This window comes from Botrimarina hoheduenensis, from assembly GCF_007859815.1.
In the GTDB taxonomy this organism is placed as follows: domain Bacteria; phylum Planctomycetota; class Planctomycetia; order Pirellulales; family Lacipirellulaceae; genus Botrimarina; species Botrimarina hoheduenensis.
The window spans coordinates 15,416-37,722 of the sequence record NZ_SJPH01000010.1 but is presented as its reverse complement, the minus strand read 5'-3'; the positions used below and the strand labels follow the sequence as shown (position 1 = coordinate 37,722).

15 protein-coding genes are annotated in these 22,307 nt (G+C 60.2%); 3 read left to right on the top strand and 12 right to left on the bottom strand.

Annotation, left to right across the window (positions count from 1 at the left end; translation table 11 throughout):
- Positions 1–89 precede the first annotated feature (89 nt).
- The 4 genes from Pla111_RS15570 to Pla111_RS15555 all read right to left on the bottom strand — a co-directional run bounded on the left by Pla111_RS15570 (position 90) and on the right by Pla111_RS15555 (position 4,165).
- Positions 90–758 carry a cbb3-type cytochrome c oxidase N-terminal domain-containing protein gene (locus tag Pla111_RS15570; protein ID WP_146575379.1) on the bottom strand — a complete coding sequence of 223 codons (669 nt, stop codon included), beginning with the start codon at positions 756–758 and terminating at the stop codon, positions 90–92.
- A gap of 90 nt (positions 759–848) precedes the next feature.
- Positions 849–1,184, bottom strand: a complete 336-nt coding sequence (locus Pla111_RS15565; protein WP_146575378.1) for a cbb3-type cytochrome c oxidase subunit 3 — start codon at positions 1,182–1,184, stop codon at positions 849–851.
- Complete coding sequence (gene ccoN, locus Pla111_RS15560; RefSeq protein WP_146575377.1) at positions 1,181–3,583, bottom strand: cytochrome-c oxidase, cbb3-type subunit I; 2,403 nt, start codon at positions 3,581–3,583, stop codon at positions 1,181–1,183. The genes Pla111_RS15565 and ccoN overlap by 4 nt, the downstream gene beginning before the upstream one ends.
- Positions 3,584–3,679: 96 nt before the next feature.
- Positions 3,680–4,165, bottom strand: a complete 486-nt coding sequence (locus Pla111_RS15555) for an RrF2 family transcriptional regulator (protein WP_146575376.1) — start codon at positions 4,163–4,165, stop codon at positions 3,680–3,682.
- Between the two features lie 356 nt (positions 4,166–4,521).
- Between Pla111_RS15555 and Pla111_RS15550 the strand changes: the two genes are divergently transcribed.
- Positions 4,522–5,676: a hypothetical protein gene (locus Pla111_RS15550; RefSeq protein ID WP_146575375.1), complete on the top strand. Its 1,155-nt coding sequence runs from the start codon at positions 4,522–4,524 to the stop codon at positions 5,674–5,676.
- A 162-nt stretch (positions 5,677–5,838) separates the two neighbouring features.
- On the opposite strand, the gene Pla111_RS15545 is transcribed toward Pla111_RS15550, so the two are convergent.
- The 3 genes from Pla111_RS15545 to Pla111_RS15535 form a co-directional block, all read right to left on the bottom strand.
- The gene (locus Pla111_RS15545; protein WP_197525078.1) at positions 5,839–7,368 is read right to left on the bottom strand and encodes an HlyD family secretion protein; all 1,530 of its coding nucleotides are present in this window, start codon (positions 7,366–7,368) and stop codon (positions 5,839–5,841) included.
- Positions 7,365–9,518, bottom strand: a complete 2,154-nt coding sequence (locus Pla111_RS15540) for a peptidase domain-containing ABC transporter (RefSeq protein ID WP_146575373.1) — start codon at positions 9,516–9,518, stop codon at positions 7,365–7,367. The genes Pla111_RS15545 and Pla111_RS15540 overlap by 4 nt, the downstream gene beginning before the upstream one ends.
- A gap of 450 nt (positions 9,519–9,968) precedes the next feature.
- Positions 9,969–10,835: an AraC family transcriptional regulator gene (locus Pla111_RS15535; protein WP_146575372.1), complete on the bottom strand. Its 867-nt coding sequence runs from the start codon at positions 10,833–10,835 to the stop codon at positions 9,969–9,971.
- Between the two features lie 176 nt (positions 10,836–11,011).
- Here Pla111_RS15535 and Pla111_RS15530 point away from each other — a divergent pair, with 176 nt between their 5' ends.
- Together Pla111_RS15530 and Pla111_RS15525 are read left to right on the top strand one after the other, a co-directional pair.
- On the top strand, positions 11,012–11,992 hold the full coding sequence (locus Pla111_RS15530) for a dihydrodipicolinate synthase family protein (protein WP_231931095.1): 981 nt from the start codon (positions 11,012–11,014) through the stop codon (positions 11,990–11,992).
- On the top strand, positions 11,989–13,416 hold the full coding sequence (locus tag Pla111_RS15525; RefSeq protein WP_146575371.1) for an oxidoreductase: 1,428 nt from the start codon (positions 11,989–11,991) through the stop codon (positions 13,414–13,416). Before Pla111_RS15530 ends, Pla111_RS15525 begins: the two co-directional genes overlap by 4 nt.
- Positions 13,417–13,438: 22 nt before the next feature.
- On the opposite strand, the gene Pla111_RS15520 is transcribed toward Pla111_RS15525, so the two are convergent.
- From Pla111_RS15520 to Pla111_RS15500, 5 genes are all read right to left on the bottom strand, one after another.
- Positions 13,439–14,275, bottom strand: coding sequence for a PhzF family phenazine biosynthesis protein (locus Pla111_RS15520; RefSeq protein ID WP_146575370.1), 837 nt, complete (start codon positions 14,273–14,275; stop codon positions 13,439–13,441).
- A gap of 113 nt (positions 14,276–14,388) precedes the next feature.
- Positions 14,389–16,086, bottom strand: coding sequence for a SulP family inorganic anion transporter (locus tag Pla111_RS15515; protein ID WP_146575369.1), 1,698 nt, complete (start codon positions 16,084–16,086; stop codon positions 14,389–14,391).
- 27 nt (positions 16,087–16,113) lie between these two features.
- Complete coding sequence (locus tag Pla111_RS15510; RefSeq protein ID WP_146575368.1) at positions 16,114–17,571, bottom strand: proton-conducting transporter transmembrane domain-containing protein; 1,458 nt, start codon at positions 17,569–17,571, stop codon at positions 16,114–16,116.
- Positions 17,568–18,965, bottom strand: a complete 1,398-nt coding sequence (locus tag Pla111_RS15505; protein WP_146575367.1) for a proton-conducting transporter transmembrane domain-containing protein — start codon at positions 18,963–18,965, stop codon at positions 17,568–17,570. The genes Pla111_RS15510 and Pla111_RS15505 overlap by 4 nt, the downstream gene beginning before the upstream one ends.
- Positions 18,962–21,991 (bottom strand): DUF2309 domain-containing protein, encoded by a 3,030-nt coding sequence (locus Pla111_RS15500; RefSeq protein ID WP_146575366.1) that lies wholly within the window; start codon positions 21,989–21,991, stop codon positions 18,962–18,964. The genes Pla111_RS15505 and Pla111_RS15500 overlap by 4 nt, the downstream gene beginning before the upstream one ends.
- Between the last annotated feature and the right edge of the window lie 316 nt (positions 21,992–22,307).

Genomic DNA, 22,307 nt, shown 5'->3' with positions numbered 1-22,307 from the left:
AGGGTTGTCAAGCGCGCGAGCGCTGCGGCGGACAACGAGTGCCAACGCCTGGGTGCCTGACCGTCAGACCGCCGAAGTAAGGTCAAAGGTCAGCGCACTGAAGTGTCGGTACCAAACGCTTGCTGATTTTTATCGTCCGGCGCTTTGTCATTTGTTTCGTTAGGCACCGGCCAAGGAGCGATAATCTGTCCTTCAGCAGGCCGAGGCCCCGTCTCATTTTGTCCACGCAACGAAGCGACGTAAGACGAGACCAGCACGATCTCGTTCGGATGCAAGCGATTGCCCCAGGCGGGCATCGCGCCGTTCTTGGCACCCTCGGTTACGACCTTGGCGATATCCGCAATTTGCTTAACGTTCAGGTAGTGCTCATCGGTCAGATTGGGTCCTGAGAGGCCCTCCCCTTCGCGGCCGTGGCAAGAGACGCAGTTGGTGGTGAAAGTTGAGGCACCAACCTTAAGCCATTCTTCGTCGTTCATGTACTTAAGAATCGTTGCTTCGTCTGCGGTCAGGTCGCCGATCTCGCCGAACTGTAGCCGCATGTTCGCCGCCAAGTTTGCCTCGTAGCGCTTCTCAATGGTTCGGCCTTTCTGTGGCGAATGGAACCAGATTGTGTAGACCACACTGAACAGTATCGAACCGACGAACAGTAGTTCCCACCAGCGTGGTGTCGGGTTGTCGTATTCCTGGATCCCGTCGTAGCTGTGGCCAGCCAACTCGGGATTGTTTTCGTCACGCGATTGAGGATCTTGTTCGGCCATCGGACCAGAGCGTTTGCGAGGAAGGTTGCGTTACGGCAAGCGGAAACGTAAGTGGAGATAGCAGCAAGCTGCGGAAGTGAATGAGGCGGATCACACCGAGGCCGGTGTCGCGACTCCAACCTTTACGAGGGGCTGAGGATCGCAATCGCAGCGTTCGCACTTGCCACACGATTTCTTGACCGTGGGCAGTTGTGTGGCTTGGAGTCGATCGGTGGTGAGGGGGTCGGTGTCAGATGATGTTGGGGGCGTACGCGGTTGCACGGGGTCCTTCCCGTCTGCCAATGGCAGCGAAGACCACGTTTCGATATCGCGCCGCGGGCGAGTCATCGTCCACACAAGCACCCCAACGAACACCGCAAAAAAAGCGATCAGTCCCACTACCGCTATCGGTGCCAAGCCGGCTTGTGAGAGGGCTTCTTTAATCATTGTCGTTCTCCTGCGGTGGGGATCGCTCGGGCGGCTGTCCGCGCGGGCTCGGCCGCGGGGGCATCAGAAGGATCAGGTTCTTGTGCCAGGTTGGGGGCTTCGTCTTCGCTGGGGGGCACGTCCCCTTCGGAAGGGGTCGGCTCGGGGGTCTTGAACAGATCCGTCCCCACTCTCTGCAGGTAAGCCACCAAGGCGATAACCTGTTTGTCTTTGAGGTCGTATTCCCGCCCCTTCAGGTCCCGGTAGGGCTGCAAATCGTTTTGCTCTACAAACTCCTTGGCGATCTGGGCGGCTTGCGCCTCGGCGTCGGCCTTGGCTTTGTTACGGTCGTTGCCTTCGTACTGGGGATAGGGAACGCCCAGTGTTTGCATCGCACCAACCCGTAGCGGAATCGACTCGAAGTCCAGCTCCTTCCGCATCAGCCAGGGATAGGCCGGCATGATCGACCCCTGGTTGAGGTATGCGGGATTGCGGAAGTGCATTACATGCCACTGGTGGCTCTGCTTGCCCCCCTCGCGAGCGAGGTCGGGCCCGATACGACGCGAGCCCCATTGGAAAGGATGGTCGTAGACGCTCTCACCCGGCTTGCTGTAGTCGCCGTAGCGCTTGGTCTCAGCAACCGTGGGGCGAATCATCTGCGAGTGGCAGTTGTAGCAACCCTCGCTCACGAACAGGTCGCGCCCGGCGAGTTCGAGCGGCGTGTAGGGAGTTACCGAAGCGATGGTTGGCACGTTCGAGCGAATCACAAACGTCGGAATCAGCTCCAGTAGCGATGCCACCGCCACCGCCAGAACCGTCATCACGGTGAACTTGATCGGCCTGCGTTCCCAAACGCGGTGCCACCAGAAGCTGCTGAACACGTCAAGCCAGCGGGCAAAGCCAAGCACCTGATCGAGTTCAGACTGCGGCGGGCGCTCAGGCGTGAAAGCTACGTCGCGGAGCGCCGGTGCCTCGTAGACCGGAACGTCGTACACCGCGGGCCGCGACTTCCAGGTGCGGTAAAAGTTGTAGCAGCCAATCACGGCCCCAACGATATACAGACTGCCGCCGATCGCGCGGAGGTAGTACATCGGGATGATCGCTTTGGTTGTCTCCACAAAGTCGGGGTAGGCGAGCTGGCCGGTGGGGGTCATGGTCCCCCACATGAGCCCCTGCATGATTCCCGCGACGTACAGCGGGCAGACGTAAACCAAGATGCCGATGGTTGAGGTCCAGAAGTGCGCTTCCGCCAGCTTCGTGCTGAACAGCTTCGTCTGGAACAGCCTCGGGGCCAGCCAGTAGATCATGCCGAAGGTCATGAAGCCGTTCCAGCCGAGGGCACCGGCGTGAACGTGGGCGATCGTCCAATCGGTGTAGTGACTGAGCGCGTTGACCGCCTTGATCGAGAGCAGGGGGCCCTCGAAGGTGCTCATGCCATAGAACGTGATCCCTACGACAAAGAACTTAAGGACCGGATCGGTGGTGACTTTGTGCCACGCGCCACGGAGCGTGAGCAGGCCATTGATCATGCCGCCCCAACTGGGCATCCACAGCATGAGAGAGAACACCATGCCCAGCGTTTGTGCCCATTCGGGCACCGCCGTGTAGTGCAAGTGGTGTGGCCCCGCCCAGATGTAGATGAACACCAGCGACCAGAAGTGCAAGATGCTCAGCCGATAGCTAAAGACCGGCCGATCGGCGGCCTTCGGCAGGAAGTAGTACATAAGCCCCAAGAAGGGCGTCGTCAGAAAGAACGCCACGGCGTTGTGACCGTACCACCACTGCATCATCGCATCTTGCACACCGGCGTAGATCGGATAGCTCTTGATGAGCGACGGCGAGAGAATCGGCACCCACAGGTTGTTAAAGATGTGCAGCACCGCCACGGTCACGATCGTCGCGATGTAGAACCACAGGGCCACATACATGTGCCGCTCGCGCCGGGTCACGAGCGTCATGAAAAAGTTCACGCCAAAGAAGCCCGCCCAGACCAGCGCGATCGCGATATCGATGGGCCACTCTAGCTCGGCGTACTCTTTGCTCTGGGTGATCCCAAACGGCAGGGTCAGTGCCGCTGAAACGATGATCGCTTGCCACCCCCAGAAGTGGAGCCGGCTGAGCGTGTCGTTCCACATGCGTGCTTTGCACAGCCGCTGCGTGGAGTAATAAATCGCAGCGAAGATGCCGTTGCCCGCAAAGGCAAAGATGACCGCATTCGTGTGCAACGGACGCAGGCGTCCGAACGTGATCCACTCGATGCCACCGTTGAGCGAGGGAAACGGCAATTGCATCGCGAGGATCATGCCCGCCAGGAAGCCGACTAACCCCCAGATGAGCGTGGCGGTGACAAACATCCGGACGATCGCGTCGTCGTAGCTGAAACGCTCCAGTCGAGCGGTTGGAGCAGCAGACTCACTCATCGGGAAAGAACCTTGAAGACGGCGGGGGGTAACAAACGGAGGGGAGCCCTAAAACGCGCAGCGTGCGGGGTGAGAGTGTTCCTTGCAGGGATCTCGCTAATCCCCCACGTCATCGGCGGGCTTCGCCGTTGGTAAAGTCAAGCTAAAGGTGGCGGGAGAAGTGTCGCACAGCGGCTTGGAGCCGGTCTCTTGCCGAAGCAGGCCGGCAATCGTTTCGCTCGCAAAGCGTTGCTCGATACTACCGATCGCCTCGTCCAGCATCTGATGAAGCGGGCAGAGCTTTCCGGCGTGGGAATTCAATCGCAGCGGGCAGCGTTTGATCCGCTGAATCGGGTCTACGCAGTTGATGACCTCAAGAACAGTCAGTTCCTCAGGATCGCGTGCCAGGGTGTAGCCGCCGTTCACGCCGCGCTGGCTGGTCAGAATTTCGGCCCGCCCCAGCGGCTGGAGCACCTTGGGCAGGTAGTTGGACGAGACCAGCGTGCCGTCGGCCAGCTGCTGTGTTGTCTGCGGCTCGCCGGGGTTTTGAGCCAACCAAACAACAGCCCGAAGGGCGTATTCGGCGGTTTGCGATACGGACATAAGTGCTTTTCTCGATGAGGTTTGCGCTCAAGCCAGGAGACTTAGAAGGCCGGCGGGTCGCTACGAAGCCCGAATTGAGTTATGCAGCTCTCTTAGGCATCAATATCGGCCGACGGGCAATAAAGTCAAGAGGATATCTTTGTACGCAATACAAGTAGGCCCGTTTTGACCGGATTCGCTCATGCGGCTTCAGGGACCTTGCCGGGTTGCCGTGACCCTAGTGCCCCTCAACAGATTTAACGACTACCCTCAAACCGCATGCCGAAGTGACACCACAGCCGGCTATCCGCGGTGCTGATGCCGATGCTTGAAACCCCTGGGCGATTTCTTCGCCGGACGAATGGAGGCGTGTTCGGATGCGATACCTAGTGAATTCCGCGGCAATTCTTGCCGTGGCGTGCTGGATGGTGAATGCTGCTCATGCGGCACCCCGAGCGGTTGTTGACTGCTTTGAGGGAGTTCTCTCTCCGCAAGAATCGTGGACCGACACGCAGATCGATCCGGTGGGGTGGAGCGGCGACTGCTCGGCGGCCTGCTGCGGCGATAGCTGCTCTGATGCCGGCTGCTGCGGATCAACGGTTAGCGGCTGCGGAGCAGCATGTGGCTGCGCGTGCAGCCCCTGCTCGCTCGACAACTGCGGGCTGCTTGGCCAGGGCTACCTGACCTACGACGCTTGCGCCGAGGGTTGTGTGCTTCCGGAGATGCTACTGGGCTGCTTTGCTTGTCCGACCGAGGGCTGCTTCGACGAATTTATCAGCCCCATGACCAATCCGGCTTACTTCGAAGACCCACGGAATGTGAGCGAGCTGCGGGCGATCTTCCTCCAACACAAGGTGCCGCTTACCGCGGGCGGCGGCGACATCCAGTTGTACGCGCTTCAGGTTCGCGCCAAGCTAACCGATCGTTTATCACTGATCGCAACCCGCGACGGCTATGCCGTATCGACTAACCCGCTGATCGACGACGGCTGGGCCGATGTCGATGTGGGCCTCAAGTACGCCCTGATGCGCGACGCGGCGAATCAGCGACTGCTCTCAGCGGGCGTCACTTACACCCTGCCCGTCGGGTCGCAACGCACCCTCCAGGATCGTGGCGATGGCGTATTCAACCTGTTCCTCACCGGAGGAACCGAGATTCTTGGATGCGGCCACTGGGTCAGCGCATTCGGCGGACTGCTGCCGGTTGACCAAGATGCCAATTCTTCGTTCGTCTACTGGTCCAACCACTTTGACTACCAGGTGCGCCGCGGCTGGTACGCGGTGACCGAGTTCAACTGGTTCCACTACGCTCAGGACGGTGCCGGTCAGCTCGGCTTGCCCATCGACGGCGGCGACCTGTTTAACCTTGGTTCAGCCGGCATCGAGGGGCAGAACATCGTCACGGGCGCGATCGGTATGAAGTACAAGCCGAACAAGAAGACAGAAGTCGGCGTGGCGTGGGAGGTTCCGTTGACCGACCGTCGCTATGTTCTCGATAACCGTCTGACGGTTGATCTGATCCTTCGCTATTGATCCGGGTCGGAAACGACTCTTGCCCGCGTCGTTCGCCTGATCCGCTCGACGCTGCTAGATGATCCGTTGAAAGACTAACAGCCGGGTGTTTCGTCGTGAAACACCCGGCTGTCTTTCTATCGCGCGCCCGGGGTGCCACACAGCCGTGACAGGCGGGCGCTCTCAGATCTTGATCTTAGGCGCTTTTGATTTGGCGTCTTCTTCGTCCGCTGTACCGCGTGCATCGAGTGAGGGCGGGAATCCGTTCATCCGTCGCCAAACCTCCCAGCCCAGCGGGACGGTGTCGAGCAAAACCAGAGCGTTAGCCCGCACGCCTTGCCGCAGGTAAGGATACTTGGGCCAGGGCTGCTCGGGATCATCCACGCTCTTACCGATGACAGTTTCGTCAGGAATGATGACCACGCGAAACTTTCCCTTGCCGTCATCAGTGGGGTCAACAAGTGCCACCGTTCCGGCAAAGGTGCCGATAGCAACGGACGGCCAACCCGAGAACTGCACCGCGGGCCAGCCCTCGAAGGTCAAACGGGCATGATCGCCCACGTGGATCAGTGGTGCGTCGTTCCCCTTGACCCATACCTGCACCGCAGGCGACTTGGTCTCCGGGACAATCCGACATAATTGGTCGCCTACCTTAACGATCGATGACGTGTCGAAGACCCGCAGGTCCATGATGTAGCCATCGCGTGGGGCAAGGACGTCTTGGGTCTCTTGTACGGCAAGCTTGCGCTCTGAGTCGAGCAGCTTGGATTCTTTTTGATTGATCTCTTCGCGAGTCTTGGCGATGTTGATCGCGGCGTACTGGATCCCGGCCGTGGTCTTCTCGAGCGCTCCTTCAACCTTTTTAATTTTCGCCTGGTACTCCTCGCGTTTGGAGTCGCGCTCGCGTTCTTTACCGATGACCCCCGCCTCGGCAGCCGCTACTTCTTGCTCGGCGACCGCCACCTCGGCGACCGCCACTTGATAGGCTTGGTCGCTTTTCTGCTGCTCGCGTTCGGAAACGATCCCGTCGCGGAAGAGGTTCGACTGACGGATGTAGTCTTGCTCTAGCTGCACACGCTTCGCTTCGGCCCCAATCAGCTTGTTGCGGGCCGCGCTGAGCTTGTTGCGAGACTGCTCAATCTGTTGATCGATGGCTTTGACGAGCTCGTCACGTGCAACTTTGAGGTAATCGATCTCTTCTTCGACACGCATCAGCTCACGCTCGCTGGTCTCTTTGAGCTCAGTAGCGCTCAGGAGGCGTTCACGTGAGCGTTCCACTTCAGCCTGGGCGAGCTGGACCTGCGTTTGCAGGCGCATCAGATAATCGGGATCTTGGTCCTCAATACGGAACAGAAGCTGACCGCGTGTGACGTAGGCTGCCTCTTGCACGCCCGCGCCCCGCTCCGCGATACGCCCTTTTACGGGTGCCTGGACAATCTGCGGACGCTCAAACGGATCGAGCGCAATCACGGCTCCACTTCCTTTGATGACCTGCACCCAAGGCACAAACACAAGCGCTACAGCGCTGACGCCGATCAGCCAGAGCACCACCTTGCCAATTAATCGTATGCGGCGCGAGGTGCGCACCATTTGTAGAGCAGGAAAAGCCTCCTCCAGATACGCGACCTGGCTTAGCGTACGGGTCTTTTCGAGATCAATCTGAGGCTGAGTTTGGCGAGCCCGGGGCTCGACGCGCGTGGTGGTTTGGCTCATTCGCTGATCCCCCGCGAAGTCGACAGGCGTTCTTGCCCCGGTTGCTCGTCGGCCGCAAAGTGCAAGATGCGTCCGAACGGCTGGGCGATTGACTTCTTGCCGGTGGCTAGCACCAGCGTCCATTGTGCCGTCCGATCGGTCAACGCCGCCAGGGCGTCGTCAAACTCGGCATCCGGCAGTGCGTCGAGCGTTCCATCGACCATCACCAGAGACGGACGCGAAACGATGGCTCGGGCGATCATCAGCAATCGCAGCTGATTTGGCGTAAGCGGCACGCCCGAGGCCCCCAGGTGAGTTTCGATACCGTCTGGCAGTTCCAGGATGTCATCCAGCAAACCGATCGCTTCGAGTGCCTTGCGGACATCCGTCGAGGTGACTTCAGGCCGCCCGATTCGGACGTTCTCCATCACCGTGCCGGCGAATGTTTCGGGCTCGCCCACCAGGGCGATCTTTGCGCGGAGCACATCGGGCCGCAGATCACGCGGATCAGCCCCCTCGATTTCGATGTGGCCATCGTCGGGACTTTCAACACCATAGAGCAGGTTCAGCAGGGTTGTCTTACCCGTACCAGCGCGTCCGTACAACGCAACGCGCTCACCGGGCTCGATGCTGACCGTAACACCGCTCGAGAGCGCTTCGCCCCGGCCGTGGCGCTGCACGTCGGTCAGCCGAACCCCGAAGCCGGTACCCTGCGGGACACTGAGCAGGCCGTCGTGGCGCTCGATCGAGAGATCGAACAGGTGGCCGAGCTTATCGACAGCTGCCGTGAGATCGTAGAAGCCCTCCAAGTGCTTGCCTAGCTTCGCGAGCGAAGCCAGGATTGTTGAAACGATGAGTTCGGCCGCCACCAATTGTCCGAGCGAGAGCTGACCCTGCATCACCAGCCAACCGCCGCCGGCCAACAGGACCGTGCCAGCGATTGCTTGCAGCGCGAGCACGAAAACAACCTGTCGGAAGAGCAACCGAAAGTGCTTGCGACGACTGCTCAGGTACTTAGAAACAAGCAGATTGGCTCGGTCGGCCGCGAACTCGCTCCCCCCCTTCCCTTTGAAACCGGTGGGGCACCGCATCAGGTCTTCTAGCCAGGCACCGATCTTGTACTTCATCTTCGATTCGTTGATTCCCGAATCGATGGCACCGCGCCCCAGAAACAGCAAGCCGCCGATCACAACAACCGCAAGCAGCGCCGTGAAGAGCAACAGAAAGGGGTGGTAAAAAGCCAAGACCGTCATGCCGATCAGCGTCGTTAGCACGACGGTCAGACCATCGAGTAGCAACTGGGCGACGACTTTTTGGAGCGTCACGACATCGAAAAATCGGTTGGCAAGCTCCGGGGCATATTCCGACCCGAGCTTGGCGTGATCCACCCGCGGCAGCCGGTGCGCTAAATCAGCTGCCACTCTCGCAAAGAGTCGGCGCTGGATCATCTCGACGACGTAGGTCTGCAAACCGCTCATCGTTGCCGCAATCGTGAGGCAGCCGAACAGTAACGCGGTAATGACCGCTAGCTGTTGGAACAACCGACCAAACGCCACGGTATCGACCAGCGCCTCAACAGCGATTGGCGTTGCGAGACTCATGATGCCCGTGAACAGGGCGAAAACAATGATCACCCAGATGTCAGGCCATTCGGGCCGAACAAGCTCCAGCACACGGTCAATCGGCCGGTGCGTATGAGCGGCGTGCCCCGGCGAGGCACCCAACTCGGGGGGCTCAACCACCACCCAGGTGTAAACTCGCCCCGTTGAACCTTCCGCCCCGCAACGCGACTCCAGGGCTGAGCGTGAGATCTTCGTGCGGCCATCGATCGCCCCTGTGGCAACCTGCGCATTGCGGCCGTCGTAGCTCAGCAGAACCAGAACGCCGGCGTTGGGCTGGTAGCCGCCGATTACGTGCGCGCCATCTTCAACGAGCTTGAGCGCATCGTCCAGCGACAGCCGCGCCACCTTCGCCCGCAGTGCGAGTGAGTTGCTCGATTCCACGAGCCACTTCGCCCAGCGATCGGATTCTTCACCGGGCCAGGCAACCCGCGCCTCGGTCAGAAGTTGTTCGGTCCGCGACCGTTCGACCACGGCACCACAGTCGCGGCTGATGCGCAGCAGAGTCGTCGCGAGCGATTGCCGGTCGGTATTGAGCGATTCGGGGGCCATGCGGCGGCTTGATCGGGGCAAAGGGGGCCGACTCAGCGGGCTTGTACCAAGCCCCAAAGCCAACAATACGTTGCTATCCTGCAGGAGGATTGCGCCAAACTATAGAAAAATGCTGCAATCAGACGACACCAGTTTGGCGTATTTCAGCGAGATCGGGAGACCGATTCCGCTTCTTACCCAGTGGTTTAACCAGAAAGCCTTGAATAGCTCTCTCCCACTACGCCAACGCGAGACGCGGGAGGCGGCTGAAATCCGGATTTTTAAGGCAAGAATGGCCTGCTGTGAATCGTCAAACGGCCGTTGTTCCCATAGGTATTATCTATGCTTGATGGCGAGAGCGATGCCGCTCCAACAAGACGCAGGCTGATTTAGTCGTCTTGATTACGCCGCTTCATCTTTCTAGCGGAAAAGAACATCTCGCGGGCGTGCCGCACGGCCGCTTTAGCTGGCCTACTGATCCGCAGCTGGCTTGCCGGTCAGTGTTGCTCGATAAGCGGCAGGCGGCATCCCCAGCCTCGCCTTGAACTGTCGGTAGAAAGTTGACAAGTCTCCAAAGCCGCACTCGAAGGCGATTGCGGTGACCGGAACTTCGGTTTCTCGGAGCAGGCGTGCGGCATAGTCGATCGCTTTGAGTCGTGTGTAACGCAACCAAGACTCGCCCGTGTGCTGGCGGAACCTTTGGGTGAAAGCGCGGCGCGAGATCCCCAGTTGCTTTGCGGCGGCATCGACCCCCTCGGCTTCAAAGAAGTGCTCGTCCAGGTAAGCGATATACCGCGCCATATCGCTTGCGGAAGTGCTTTTTTGTCCGCCGGGGCCGTTCGTGTTCTGCGATCTCGCATCGCGTGACGCTACCGCAACCAGGTGCAGCAACCCTAGCGCCTCCGCAACCATCGGCACGCTCGCTTCATCGGCACCGTGGGTATGGTGGAATCTAAGCCGACGAAGACGCGTCTCTGCCCGATTTGCTAATAGTGCCGACCGGGGCCGCCGGCCCAAGCCGAGGCTTGCTTCGCAGCGGGGTTCAAAGCGGATCAGACGCCGAGCGATGCACAGCACATAGAGCGACGAGGGGCGACCGGGGGTATCCACAATCCGATTGCGAACCCCTGCCGGGATGACGAGCAGGTCTCGTGGAGCGAATGATTGCTCCAAATCTCCAAGGCACAAGACCCCCTCCCCTGCTAGCACGTAAACCAACTTCAAAAACGGATGGGTGCGCCATTCCATGCTGAAATCGTCAGCGTGGTGGCTTTCTAAGATGGCAACCCCCCATGGGGGCAGTCGTTCGGGCAGCGCGACACGGGTACGAGAGAGCATGGCAAAAAAGCGGTGACGAGCTACGGTGCCCAAAATGCAAATAGGTGATACCTGATTGTCCAAGACACCGCTCCGCGGGGCAACTATTTTTTTGATCGAGTTAGAGAACCGGCGTGGGGGGGCGGAATCGCTCCCTCGCCCTGCTCGCCATTCGAATCATCGTTGGAGGCTGTGCCGTGGAAGTCGATCCGCTCGAACTTATCCAACCTCGCCGCCGCATCACCGGCATCACCGCCGTCTTGCTCCCCTACTGCAGCGCGGGTGAGGTCGATTGGCCGGCGTTTGAGTCCCTGCTCAAACGCACCGTCGCCGCGGGCCTCACGCCCGCTGTCAACATGGATACGGGCTACGTCAATCTTCTGGACGATGCCACACGCGGTGCTGTGCTCGCGCGAACCGCAGCCGTCTTGGGGGGCGAGCGCTTTGTCGCGGGAGCATTTGTCGCAGACTGCCCGGGCGATGCCTTTGACCTTGCTGCCTACGCCACTCAGATCGACGGGATCCAGGCGACCGGCGGCGTCCCCGTCATTTTTCAGTCATTCGGTCTGGCTCACCAACCCGACGAAGCAATCCTGCGGGGCTATCAGGCGCTGGCGGAGCGGTGCGATGAGATGATTGCTTTTGAGTTGGGGACCATGTTTGCCCCGTTCGGACGGGTCTATTCACTGGAGGTTTATCGCGAGCTGATGGCAATCCGTCGGTGCACCGGTGCCAAGCATTCTTCCCTCCGACGGGATCTGGAGTGGCAACGCCTTGCGCTTCGCAATCGCGTTAGGCCCGACTTCCGCGTTTACACGGGGAACGATCTGGCGATCGATATGGTGGTCTACGGCAGCGATTACCTGCTGGGACTGAGCTGTTTTGCTCCGGACGCTTTCGCGCTGCGCGATGCCATGTGGGAAGCGGGCGACTCCGGCTGGAATGAGGTCAATGACTTGTTGCAGCATCTGGGTTTCTTGGCCTTTCGCGACCCGGTGCCGGCCTACAAGCATTCGGCAGCCATGTTTTTGAAGGAAAGAGGCTGGATTGGTGATCCGGCAACGCATCCCCGCAGCCCCAAACGCGGCTCTGCCGACCGTGAACTGCTGGCGCAGATCGCGACGCGGCTAGAACTCACCTTGGCGAACCAAGCCAATCACGCAGGATCGAATCAATGAGCTTTCCCAAGATCGCGTCTCTTAAAGATTATGCAGCGTTCCTCACCCATCTCGAGACGCTCGGCCTCGATCTGCCTGTGGATGAACAGGTGACGCAGGGTCCCGCAGCGCCGCTTGCGGCCGGCTTGGTCGCGGGTTCGTATAAGATCGGCAATCGCTTTTGTATCTTGCCGATGGAGGGCTGGGACGGCGACCACGCGGGTCTGCCCAGCGATCTCACACGGCGACGTTGGCGCAACTTTGGCGACAGCGGCGCCAAGCTGATCTGGGGGGGCGAGGCCGTCGCCGTTCGCCCCGACGGACGTGCAAACCCCAATCAGCTGATGCTGCTCGAAGCGAACATCGGAGCGATCGAGTCTTTGCGGCACGAGCTTGAGAATGCTCACCAGGAGCGTTTTGGCTCTACCGACGACCTTCTCGTCGGGCTGCAATTGACGCACTCGGGCCGCTTCGCGCGCCCCAACGCCAAAACCACCCCCGAGCCCCGGATTGCCTACCGGCATCCCCTGCTGGATCGGCGCGTTGGTGTTGAGGACGACGGGCCGCTGCTATCCGACAGCGACCTGGATCAGCTGATCGACGATTTCATCGCAGCGGGGGTACGGGCCCAGCAGGCAGGCTTCGCCTTTGTGGACGTGAAGCACTGCCACGGTTACCTCGGTCACGAATTGCTCTCGGCCTATGATCGACCGGGAAAATACGGGGGCGACTTCACGGGCCGGACCCGCTTCTTGCGAGAGATCGTTGCGGGGCTCGCCGCCGAGGCACCGGGCTTGAGTATTGGCGTTCGTGTAAGTGTGTTCGACTTCAGCCCTTATCATCCGGGTGCCGATCGCATCGGTGAACCCGACACAACCGGCGACTACCGATACGCCTTTGGTGGTGATACGACCGGCTTGGGGATCGATTTGACGGAGCCTAGCCGCTTCCTAAGATTGCTCAGCGAGTTGGGCATCTCGCTGGTTTGCACGACGGCTGGAAGTCCCTACTACAATCCGCATATCCAGCGCCCCGCGGCTTTCCCGCCTTCGGATGGTTACCAGCCCCCGGAAGATCCGTTGGTTGGAGTCGCACGGCAGCTCCACGCGACCGCTCAGTTGAAGCAGCAGCATCCTGAACTGATTGTCGTCGGGTCGGGGTACAGCTACCTGCAAGACTGGCTACCAAACGTCGCCCAAGCAATGGTCCTCACCGGTTCGGTGGACTCGATCGGACTAGGACGCATGGTGCTCTCTTACCATGACTTGCCCGCCGACGTTCTTCAGGGGAAATCGCTGACTCGCAAGCGGGTCTGCCGCACGTTCAGCGATTGCACGACGGCACCGCGGAACGGCATGGTTTCTGGCTGCTACCCGCTTGACCCGTTCTACAAAGATCGACCCGAGCGACAGCGACTCTTGGAGTTGGCAAAAACCAACGGCTAACGAGTGGTTCGAGATCCTGCGACTAAGAAGGATCGACAGGCGTGACAAGCTCACCCCGTAAGACGGTGATCGCCTTCCCCGCGAGCTCGACGCGATCCCCATCAGGTTGATCGCTCGCGGGATCCTTGCCAAGAACACGCACCCCAACGGTCCCGCCGCGATTTGAGAGCTGGCGGCCTGTCAGTTCGTTCTTGCCGAGCTTTGTCGCCCAATAGGGCCCCAGGCAGCAATGTGCCCAGCCGGTGACCGGGTCTTCGTTAATGCCGTGGGCCGGGGCGAAGAACCGTGAGACAAAGTCGTAGCGCGGATCCCGGGAGCGTGCCGTAATGATAAAGTCGTCTTCCTCCGCCTCGGCGAGTCGCAAGTAATCAGGAGCTGCCGAACGGATCTCCTCTTCTGTAGCCAGTTCCAGCATCAGACCCTGCGTGAAATGCCGCGTGCTAATCGGGTGAACCCCCAAAGCTTTTAGCACCGTGGCCGGCGCGTGGGTTGGAGTTGAAACCGTGGCAGGCAGGTTGAGAACAATTTTGCCGTCGGTCTGCGTCGCGATTAGCGGTCCGCTGCGAGTAGCAAATTCGATCGGTAGGCCGGCTTTGCACACCCCCGATTCCCACAGCGCGTGGGCCGCAGCGAGTGTGGCGTGGCCGCACAGATCCACTTCGACGGTTGGCGTAAACCATCGCAGTCGATAGCGATTCCCTTCCGCAACAACAAAAGCGGCTTCCGAAAGGTTCATCTCCGCCGCCACCCGACGCATCCAGCTATCGCTCGCTGCGTGGGGCAGCAGCGCGACGGCAGCCGGATTTCCGGTGAACGGTTCTTCGGCAAAAGAGTCGATCTGCCAGAGCGGAGTCGTCATGAATCTCGATATCGTAAAACTCGAAGCACGCAAAGCCTTTTCTTCCGTCTTAGCCAGCCAGCAAACCGGTTGTCTTGTTTCGCTGGCTGGCGGCTACCGTAGCGGTCTAAGATTCAGCTTACCGGTTTCTCCTTAACGCGTTTACGTGCCGCGTGCGGATCTGAGCTGTAGGGTTGCAGGTTTTCGAGCCCCTGGATATCCAGGACAAGCCCCTCACGGGTGAAGTCACGCTGCATCTCTTCCAGCTTCTGCATCACGCTAGAGTCCACGAGTAACGCACCCGACATGTCGAGCACGACGTTCCGGTGCTGGACCAGGCCGATCTGCTCAATCTGACGGCGGAAGGGGATCCAGTTGCTGAAGACCGCCGACTCCTTCGCTACGATTCGGCTGTGCGTATCGTCGATCGCCTGAACCTCGATGTAGGGCTTAAACAGCGACTTGATCGGTACGCCGTTCATTAGATGGATGGCCAGCTTGAGCATAATTCCGATGAAGATGCCGATCAGCAGGTCGGTTGCGAGCACAGCGATAAGCGTGGTAACGAAGATCGCAAATTGCTCTTTGCCGATGCGGAAAACGTGCAGGAACTCCGACGGATGGGCCAACCGAAAGCCCGTGTAAACGAGCATCGCGGCCAACGCGGCGAGCGGGATCCGGTGTAACAGCATGGGCAGCAGCGCTACGCACAGCAGCAGGAGTACACCGTGCCACAGGTTGGCATAGCGGGTGTGAGCGCCGTTGTCGATGTTTGCTTTGGACCGGACGATCTCCGAGATCATCGGCAGGCCACCGATTGATGCTGCGATGGTGTTACCAACGCCCACAGCGGTGACGTCGCGATCCAGGTTAGTCTTTCGCTTCCAAGGGTCGAGCAGATCGATTGCTTTGGTGCTCAGCAGGGACTCGATGGTTCCGATCATGAAGAACATCAAGACCCACTTCCACGCCTTCAACTCGCTCAGCGCCGAGAAGTTCGGGTAGGTGATGTCGTCGAACATGCCGAAGATGCGGGTGGGCATGCTCACTAGGTACTGTTCGCCGAGCTGGTACTGATGCCCTTGCAGGGTGTAGGAATGCGCGTGCAGTAGATCAAAGAGCATGCCAAGCGGGACCGCGAAGAGGAGCACAACCAGTGGCGCTGGAAGGACGCGCAGCGGCCCGAGCTTCCCTTTTATAAGCGGCCACAAAAACATGATCGCGATGCTAACGATGCCGATCGTGGCGATGGCGGGATTCGCTTCAAGCACGTACTTGGGAAACTCGCGGAGCATCTCAAGGGGTTCGCCACGAGCGCTCACCCCCAGGGCTACAGGAAACTGCTTGATGATGATGATCACGCCGATTGCGGCCAACATTCCGTGGACCGCAGCGCTCGGGAAGAACTCGCCCAAGATACCGCCGCGAAACAGGCCGAACGCAATCTGCAGCACCGCCGCGGCAACTCCGATGGCCAGGGCAGCCTGATAGGCCGCGGCGTCAGCATCAGACCAGCCCCCCGCCATGCCGTTACCACCGAAGTCTTCGATGCAGCCGATGGCGATCACAATCAGCCCGGCGGCGGGCCCCTTGATCGTGAGTTCGGAATTGCTCAGGAACGTTGCGACCAGAGCTCCCACGATCGCGGTGAACACACCGGCGATCGGCGGGTAGCCCGATGCAAGGGAGATCCCCAAGCACAGCGGCAGGGCGATCAAGAAGACAAGAAAACCCGAAAGAAAGTCGTACTTGAAGTAGCCGAGGAAACCTGCGCGGTCACCGATCGGTGTGATCTCGTCAGCGGCGTGGGAATGGGTGGAAGTAGCGTTCATTTCAAGAGCGGCTCGCGATAACTGAGCCTACCGGGGAGTGAAAATCGTTCGGTTGATGGTTGCTGTCGAGGTCGTTTCTCGGTCGGGCAGGGCAGCCTTTGCTCCGGACTGACGGTGTTCAAGCAGAGCACGGGCGGCGTGCTCGCGCGACGCGACGCCGGGCTGAGGAAATATTCCGCCGCCGAGGATCAGCAGCGAGAGGATCAAGACCGCGACCCGCTCGGGCGGGCTGGCCTTCAGGTTGATCGTGCCGGAGTGCACTTTGCCGGTGAAAACGCGGAAGTAGGCACGCATTACCGCGATGCCGTTCAGAGCGGTCGCAATGAGCAACATCACGCCAATTGCGGGAGCCGAGTGGACGGCTCCCTCGATGAGGATTTCAAGCGCGATGAATCCGATCGTGCCGGGAAAGCCGATGCTCGCGAGTCCGGTGAGCAAGAAGAGCCCGGCCAGTGTCGGCACAGCGTCGTGCAGACCGTTGAACCGATCGAGTGCGAGTCGCCCCACCCGGCTTTCAACGCACCGCAGTGTCAAGCCGAATCCGCTCATCGCCAGACCGACCGATAACCAGACACACAAAGCACCGGTCATGCCTAAGAGTGTGGCGAGTTCCATCCCGAGTAGCACCAGCGATGCCTGGCTCAGCAGCAGATGAGCATAGAAGCGCCTTGCATCCCGCTCCACGAGCGCCAGCCCAGCCGAGTACAACGCTGTCAGCATCGAAACGGTCGCGATCGTACGTAAAGCCCAATCGGGCGAATCGGGCAGCACCAAACGCAGAGCCGCATAAGCACCAAGCAGCGGAGTCATAAATAAAATCGACGAACCGAAGCTTGCCCTCTGAAACAAATCAGGGATCCAGCCATGCAGGGGGAAACCGCCGCAACGGATCAGCACCGCAAGTGTGACGAATGCCTCGCCGATACCGTGGGGTAAGCTTCCGGCCGCCGCGAGTTGGCGGATTGCTAATCCGCTAAAGAGCAGCAGCACGAAAAGACCCATATGTGCCACAAACACGCGTGGCGTTTGCCCTCGCCGAATCAGCTCAAGCGTGGGGGGGATGGTTCCCAACGTAAGCAGGGTTGCCAGCACCCATGGCTCGCGGGTGGCGAGCGTCGCAATGACAACCGCCTCGCTGATCAGGGCTCCGGTTAGTGAAAAGCGGCTCGCTTTGGTCCGCAGTGTCGCCAAGATCACCAGCAGAAACTGTAGGGAAGCCAGCGGGATCAACGGGGCGCTTAGCTCGTCGATCACCAGCGGATCGCCGCCCGGTAGCCAGCTCAGCAGTGTCCAACGATCGTGCGCTTCAAACGAGCGGATCGATGCAAGATCGAACCAAGCGACCAACCCGCATGTGAGCGACAGGGCTGACGCTGTAAGAGCGATGCGTCGCGCTCGATCGGGAGCCGCTCCATGGGCGAGAATTGCACCGACCAGCGGCGCGAGAATCGCCAGTTCGAGCAAGGGAAAATGAAGTTCGATCATAAGAGGTCAGATGCCTCCGCGGTGGTCTTTGGCAGGGCATCGAGTGGAGCGCCGTTCTCGGGGCCGGCGAGCCAGCCTAACCAGCGGCTTTCTAACTGCTGGCAGCCGCTAAACAGGCTTAGTAGCGGCGTCACAAGGTAGCGGTCCATCGTTCCATCCAGCTGGCCACGACGGTGGGCAAAGCGGTACAGAACACGGCTCAGCCTGGAGCGATCGGATCGGTGTTTGGGCGCGTTCAAACGGCCGCCAAGAGCATTCTCTAGTGATTGATGATCCTGCAATACACTAGGTGCCCGCAGGAGCTGTAGTGTCCTAAAACTCGCGTGGCCCAAGATGTGGATCAGGGCGAGATACTGCCATCCCAAACCGATCTCGATCGTGATCAGGCCCACCTGGGTCAGTGAGGCGAACGCCAGCGCGCTCTTGATATCGGTCTGGGCTCGCGTGACGACGGCACCGTAGACGGCGGTAATGGCACCCAGGGCAATGATGCTCGCCGCCAAGGGGACCGATTGTTGAATCAGCGGACTGACCCGCAGGAGCAGATAGGCACCCAAATGGACTGACAACGCACCGTAGAAGACGGCGCTTGAAGGGGTTGGGCCCTCCATCGCGCGGGGGAGCCACTCGCAGAACGGAAACAGGGCGGACTTACCCGCCGCAGCGATCAGCAAGAGCAGACCGATCGCGAGCGCCGGCCCCGGGGCAATCGAAGCCTGGGCATAAGGCCACGCCCCCTCGCCAGTCAGTGCCGCAAAATCGCCACCCCCAACAAGTTGGTGCATCGCAATCGCGGCGATCAAGAACGCGGCGTCCGCCACGCGGTAGACCGTCCAGACACGTTGCCCGTTCTGCACGGGTGCCGTGCGATCATGGAAGAAAGCGACGAGCAACGCCGACGACAACCCCACCAACTCCCAACCTAGAAACAACGTCTCGACCGTGCCAGCAAGGATGGCGGTAACCATTCCAAGCAGGAACAGCGAGTAGAGCGCGAAGAATCTGCCGTAACCCTTCTCGCGGTGCAAGTAGTTGTTGGCAAACGCGCCAACCGTTCCCACCAGGATAAAAGTCAGCAGGACAAACGGAACCGAGAGCCGGTCGAAGACAAACTTCAGATGAAAATGATAGGCCTCTCCGGTCTCATCCGGATGCAGAGAGACCCATTCGCCGAGTTCGACGATCACATTTCGATTGCCCGTGGTGAGCATTCCGAACAGAACCAGCGAAGACGCAAGCAAGCCTGCGAGGACCGCAGCCTGCGTCAGCCGGGCACTCAGTCTCTCGCTGGGCTGACGGGTAAACAGCGCCGTCGCGCAAAAAGCGAGCACCAGCAACGACGGCGCAATCACCACCACAAGTCCAGCAGTCGCAAGCACTGTATCCCAACTCATAGCAGCCCGCCTACCGAGGTACCGCGTGAGGGATCGATTTGAGCAAACTCCAGATGATCGCGTTGACCGCGGTACCAGGCTAGTGAGCTTGTGGCGACAGGCAGCTTCTCGCCGTTGTCGACAAATGGTTCAAACTGCCCCCGCTGAAAGAGCAGGAGTTCGTTGTTGTCGGGATCAATCGAAGCGATTTGAACCCAACTGCCGCGGACCAGTCGGTCGATCGCCGCGTTATTCGCCATGATCTTAAGAAGCACCTTGGGGGGGGCTTCGATGACAAACAGGATCCGCATGGGCTCGTGGATCTCGACCATCTGCCAGGGCAGTCCCGTTCGCACATCGCTGCCGGCACCATCCATTACACCCAGCATCGCGGCAACGTTGTGGGGCAACTTCGTGCCGCACCCGTAGCCGCGGTTGTCGACGCGCGAAAAGTAGTACTCAAGGTTGATGCCCGCGCACACGGGAATCACCGCTCCCAGGAGCCCCGCGAGGACGGTGCGCTCCTCGTTGTCGGTAGCCGGGTCGTAGCTGGTTAAGAAAGCGCGACGGTCCATAAAGAGACCGCGACTCCAATCACGACGACCGACCAAACAGGTTGCATTGGTCGCGTGACCGCACTCGGAACGGACCTGAGAGAGGTCGGCGGCACGCCCCTCGACGTGGTGCAACGCTTGTACGGTATCGGCGGTCAGGCTGGCCGACTCGAATCGGCGTGAACGCTCGTGAGCGTTTCGGGCGCGGGCCTCATCGATCGAGAGCCGTGCTCGACGTATCTTTTCCGTCACCCGAGCCGGCGCTTCGTCGAGATCGTAATAGTCGACGCTATCGTCGCACGTATTGTGGTAGGCACCGATGAAAACAGTGCTCTCGGGAATCGCCACTCCTAAGGCAAGCACCGCCTGTCGCACGCGGGGATCATTCGCCATCCGCGCAAACGCTCGTGCGTTGGGTCCGCCACGTCCGCCACCACAGGCACCGCAGTCGTACGCCGCCGCGTGCGGATTGTTCACGCTCGAAGAGCCGTGGCCGCAAATCACAACCAGCGGCGACAATCGTCCCTCCAAACCACACATCCGCAAGACAGCGGCCACAATCGCGGCCATCTCGTCAACGGTGTAGCCGTTCGCCTCGGGGCTTTCTGCCGAAGCGCCGGCTTCAATCGCCAGCCTGGTCCGCCCGCTACCAACCAATCGACGCGCGGTGTTTGCCAAACGTCCTGAACGGCGAGGGAAAACTACACGCAGCACAAGCGGCAGAGTTGCCAACGGCCCGAGCACCCCCGCCAGCAGTCCGCCCAGGATTGATTGCGAGCCACGTGTCGCGCTCTGCGCGGCCTTCCCGATCACCTTGCGAGCCGAGGCGCGGCGACGACTCGCCTCGGTCTCTGAGTAGACGGGCTCCTCGACGATATGGTGCTTAGGTTTGACATTGACGGGACACAGCGGGCGATAGAACGCTTCTCCCAGTCCGCGATAGTACATCGCCACACCAAAGAAACCTGCCAGACCAAGCGTTTCACACTCAGGATCCACTTCTTCCAGATGGCGTCGGAAGGATTCCTCACGATCGTCGATGCAACAGACTACCTGATAAGCAGGTTGCTGAGGTTTGGCCGTCGATAGGTGACCTTTCTTGCGCCCGTTTTGCACGAGAGCGTTCAGCGCCCGATCGCGATAGTGCCGCTCGTAGGCCTGATGAAAGACGCGTCGCCGCTCGCGGCTTGGGAACCGCTGCAGCTCGGTCCAGAGCGTCGCCCATTCATCGTTGGTTAGGGAGAGCAGATCGATCCCGGACCACCCACACACCTGAGCAATCTGGAACAACACATAAGCTCGACAGACCGGTGCCGAGGCCGCTCCTTCATCTTGACCCGAGGCCGACGCCGAAACGGCCGACACACTAGCGCTCGACGTGGCGAGTTCGCGAAGCAACAGTCGAACCGCCATGTACTCAACGAGCGTTCCTCGCGGAGCGGGGCACGGGGTCCACTCGGCATTGGTCTCCATTTGCCACAGCAGTCCGGCCCAACCCCGCAGAGCCAAGAGCTCTCGCTGCAAATATTCTGGTTGATCGGCAGCCGCCACTCCCATGCGATCCAGAGCAAGCGAGATCACCTCTTCCGGGGAAAGCTCGTCGCGATCGATCTCAAGAATGCGATCCGCTAGCGAGTCGAGCCAGTGATCAGCGTGCCAACCGTTTCGATGCAGCGACACAAACGCTTGGAGAAATCCGCGCCCGCGGTCGGGAAGGGTTGCCGCGGCCTGGCCCTGATCCAGGAAAGCCGCACAAAAGCGGATCAGGATCGGGTTAATTTGCTGGCCGATGGCCTCATCGGCGGCAGAACATCGCCACGGGTTATCGACGCTTACCCGCGATTCGGCCGAATGGAGCTGAGCCCCGAGCAGGCATGCGTCCCAGAGCGTCTGCAGACAGAAGGCTTCACGCTCTTCCTCATTCCATGTGGCGATCGCGCTGCGGCCACCAAGTCTCTCGACCGAGGCCTCGATCGAGTTGGCTAGCGGGCAGTGGCTTCGTGCTCCGTTGTTGTAGTCACGTACCAGCCAGCGATAGCTGGCCTCGACCGCGGTGCGGCGCGACGCTTCGGGGGCATCGGATCGAAATCGCTTGAGCGTGTCGGACTCATCAATCGACCAGCGGACTTCTTCTTCGCTACCTTCGAACAGCTCGTAAGCGAGCATGCTCATACGCAGGTAATGGAGCGTTCCTAGGTGACCGATCAATCGATCGCCCGTGTCATTTAGTTCGTCAAAAAGCTCGTGCTCAAGGTCGGCGCTAGAGATCCGGTCACACGCCACGGCACGGCGATACTCGGCTTCAGGTAGATAAGGGTGACAGTCGTAGAGATCCGCAGCGGCGTTCACTCCAGCCGAAAAGGTCTGATCTTCGAACGCATGGAGCGTGTTGTGATGGACGAAAACACTGATCGGCCCCTGCGAAGGCAGCAGGTGCGCACCGTGCTCGATTAGCTCCACGAGCAAGCCCGTCTCGCCGGCAACATGATTCATGGGGAGCCGGAGCGAAGCGAAGGGGACGGCGGTAACGATGTAAGGCGGGGCAGGTTACACCAGAAAGCGGGGCCCCCCGACTCGTCGTGGCGAAGCGAGCAGAATGCTTCATGGTGCATCGCCAAAAGCTACCCTGCGATCGGCTTCTTCGCATCACCGGCTGGATTACAATTCGTTAAGGAACCGCCAGACGGACGTCTCAATTCGTTAGGCTGATGCTAGGCTTGTCCAAGTCGTTCGAAACGTTCGCGAAACAGCCCGCACTTTCCTCCCGACGCCCCCCCAGCGCTTGTCGTCAAGGGTAGAAACCGTAGCG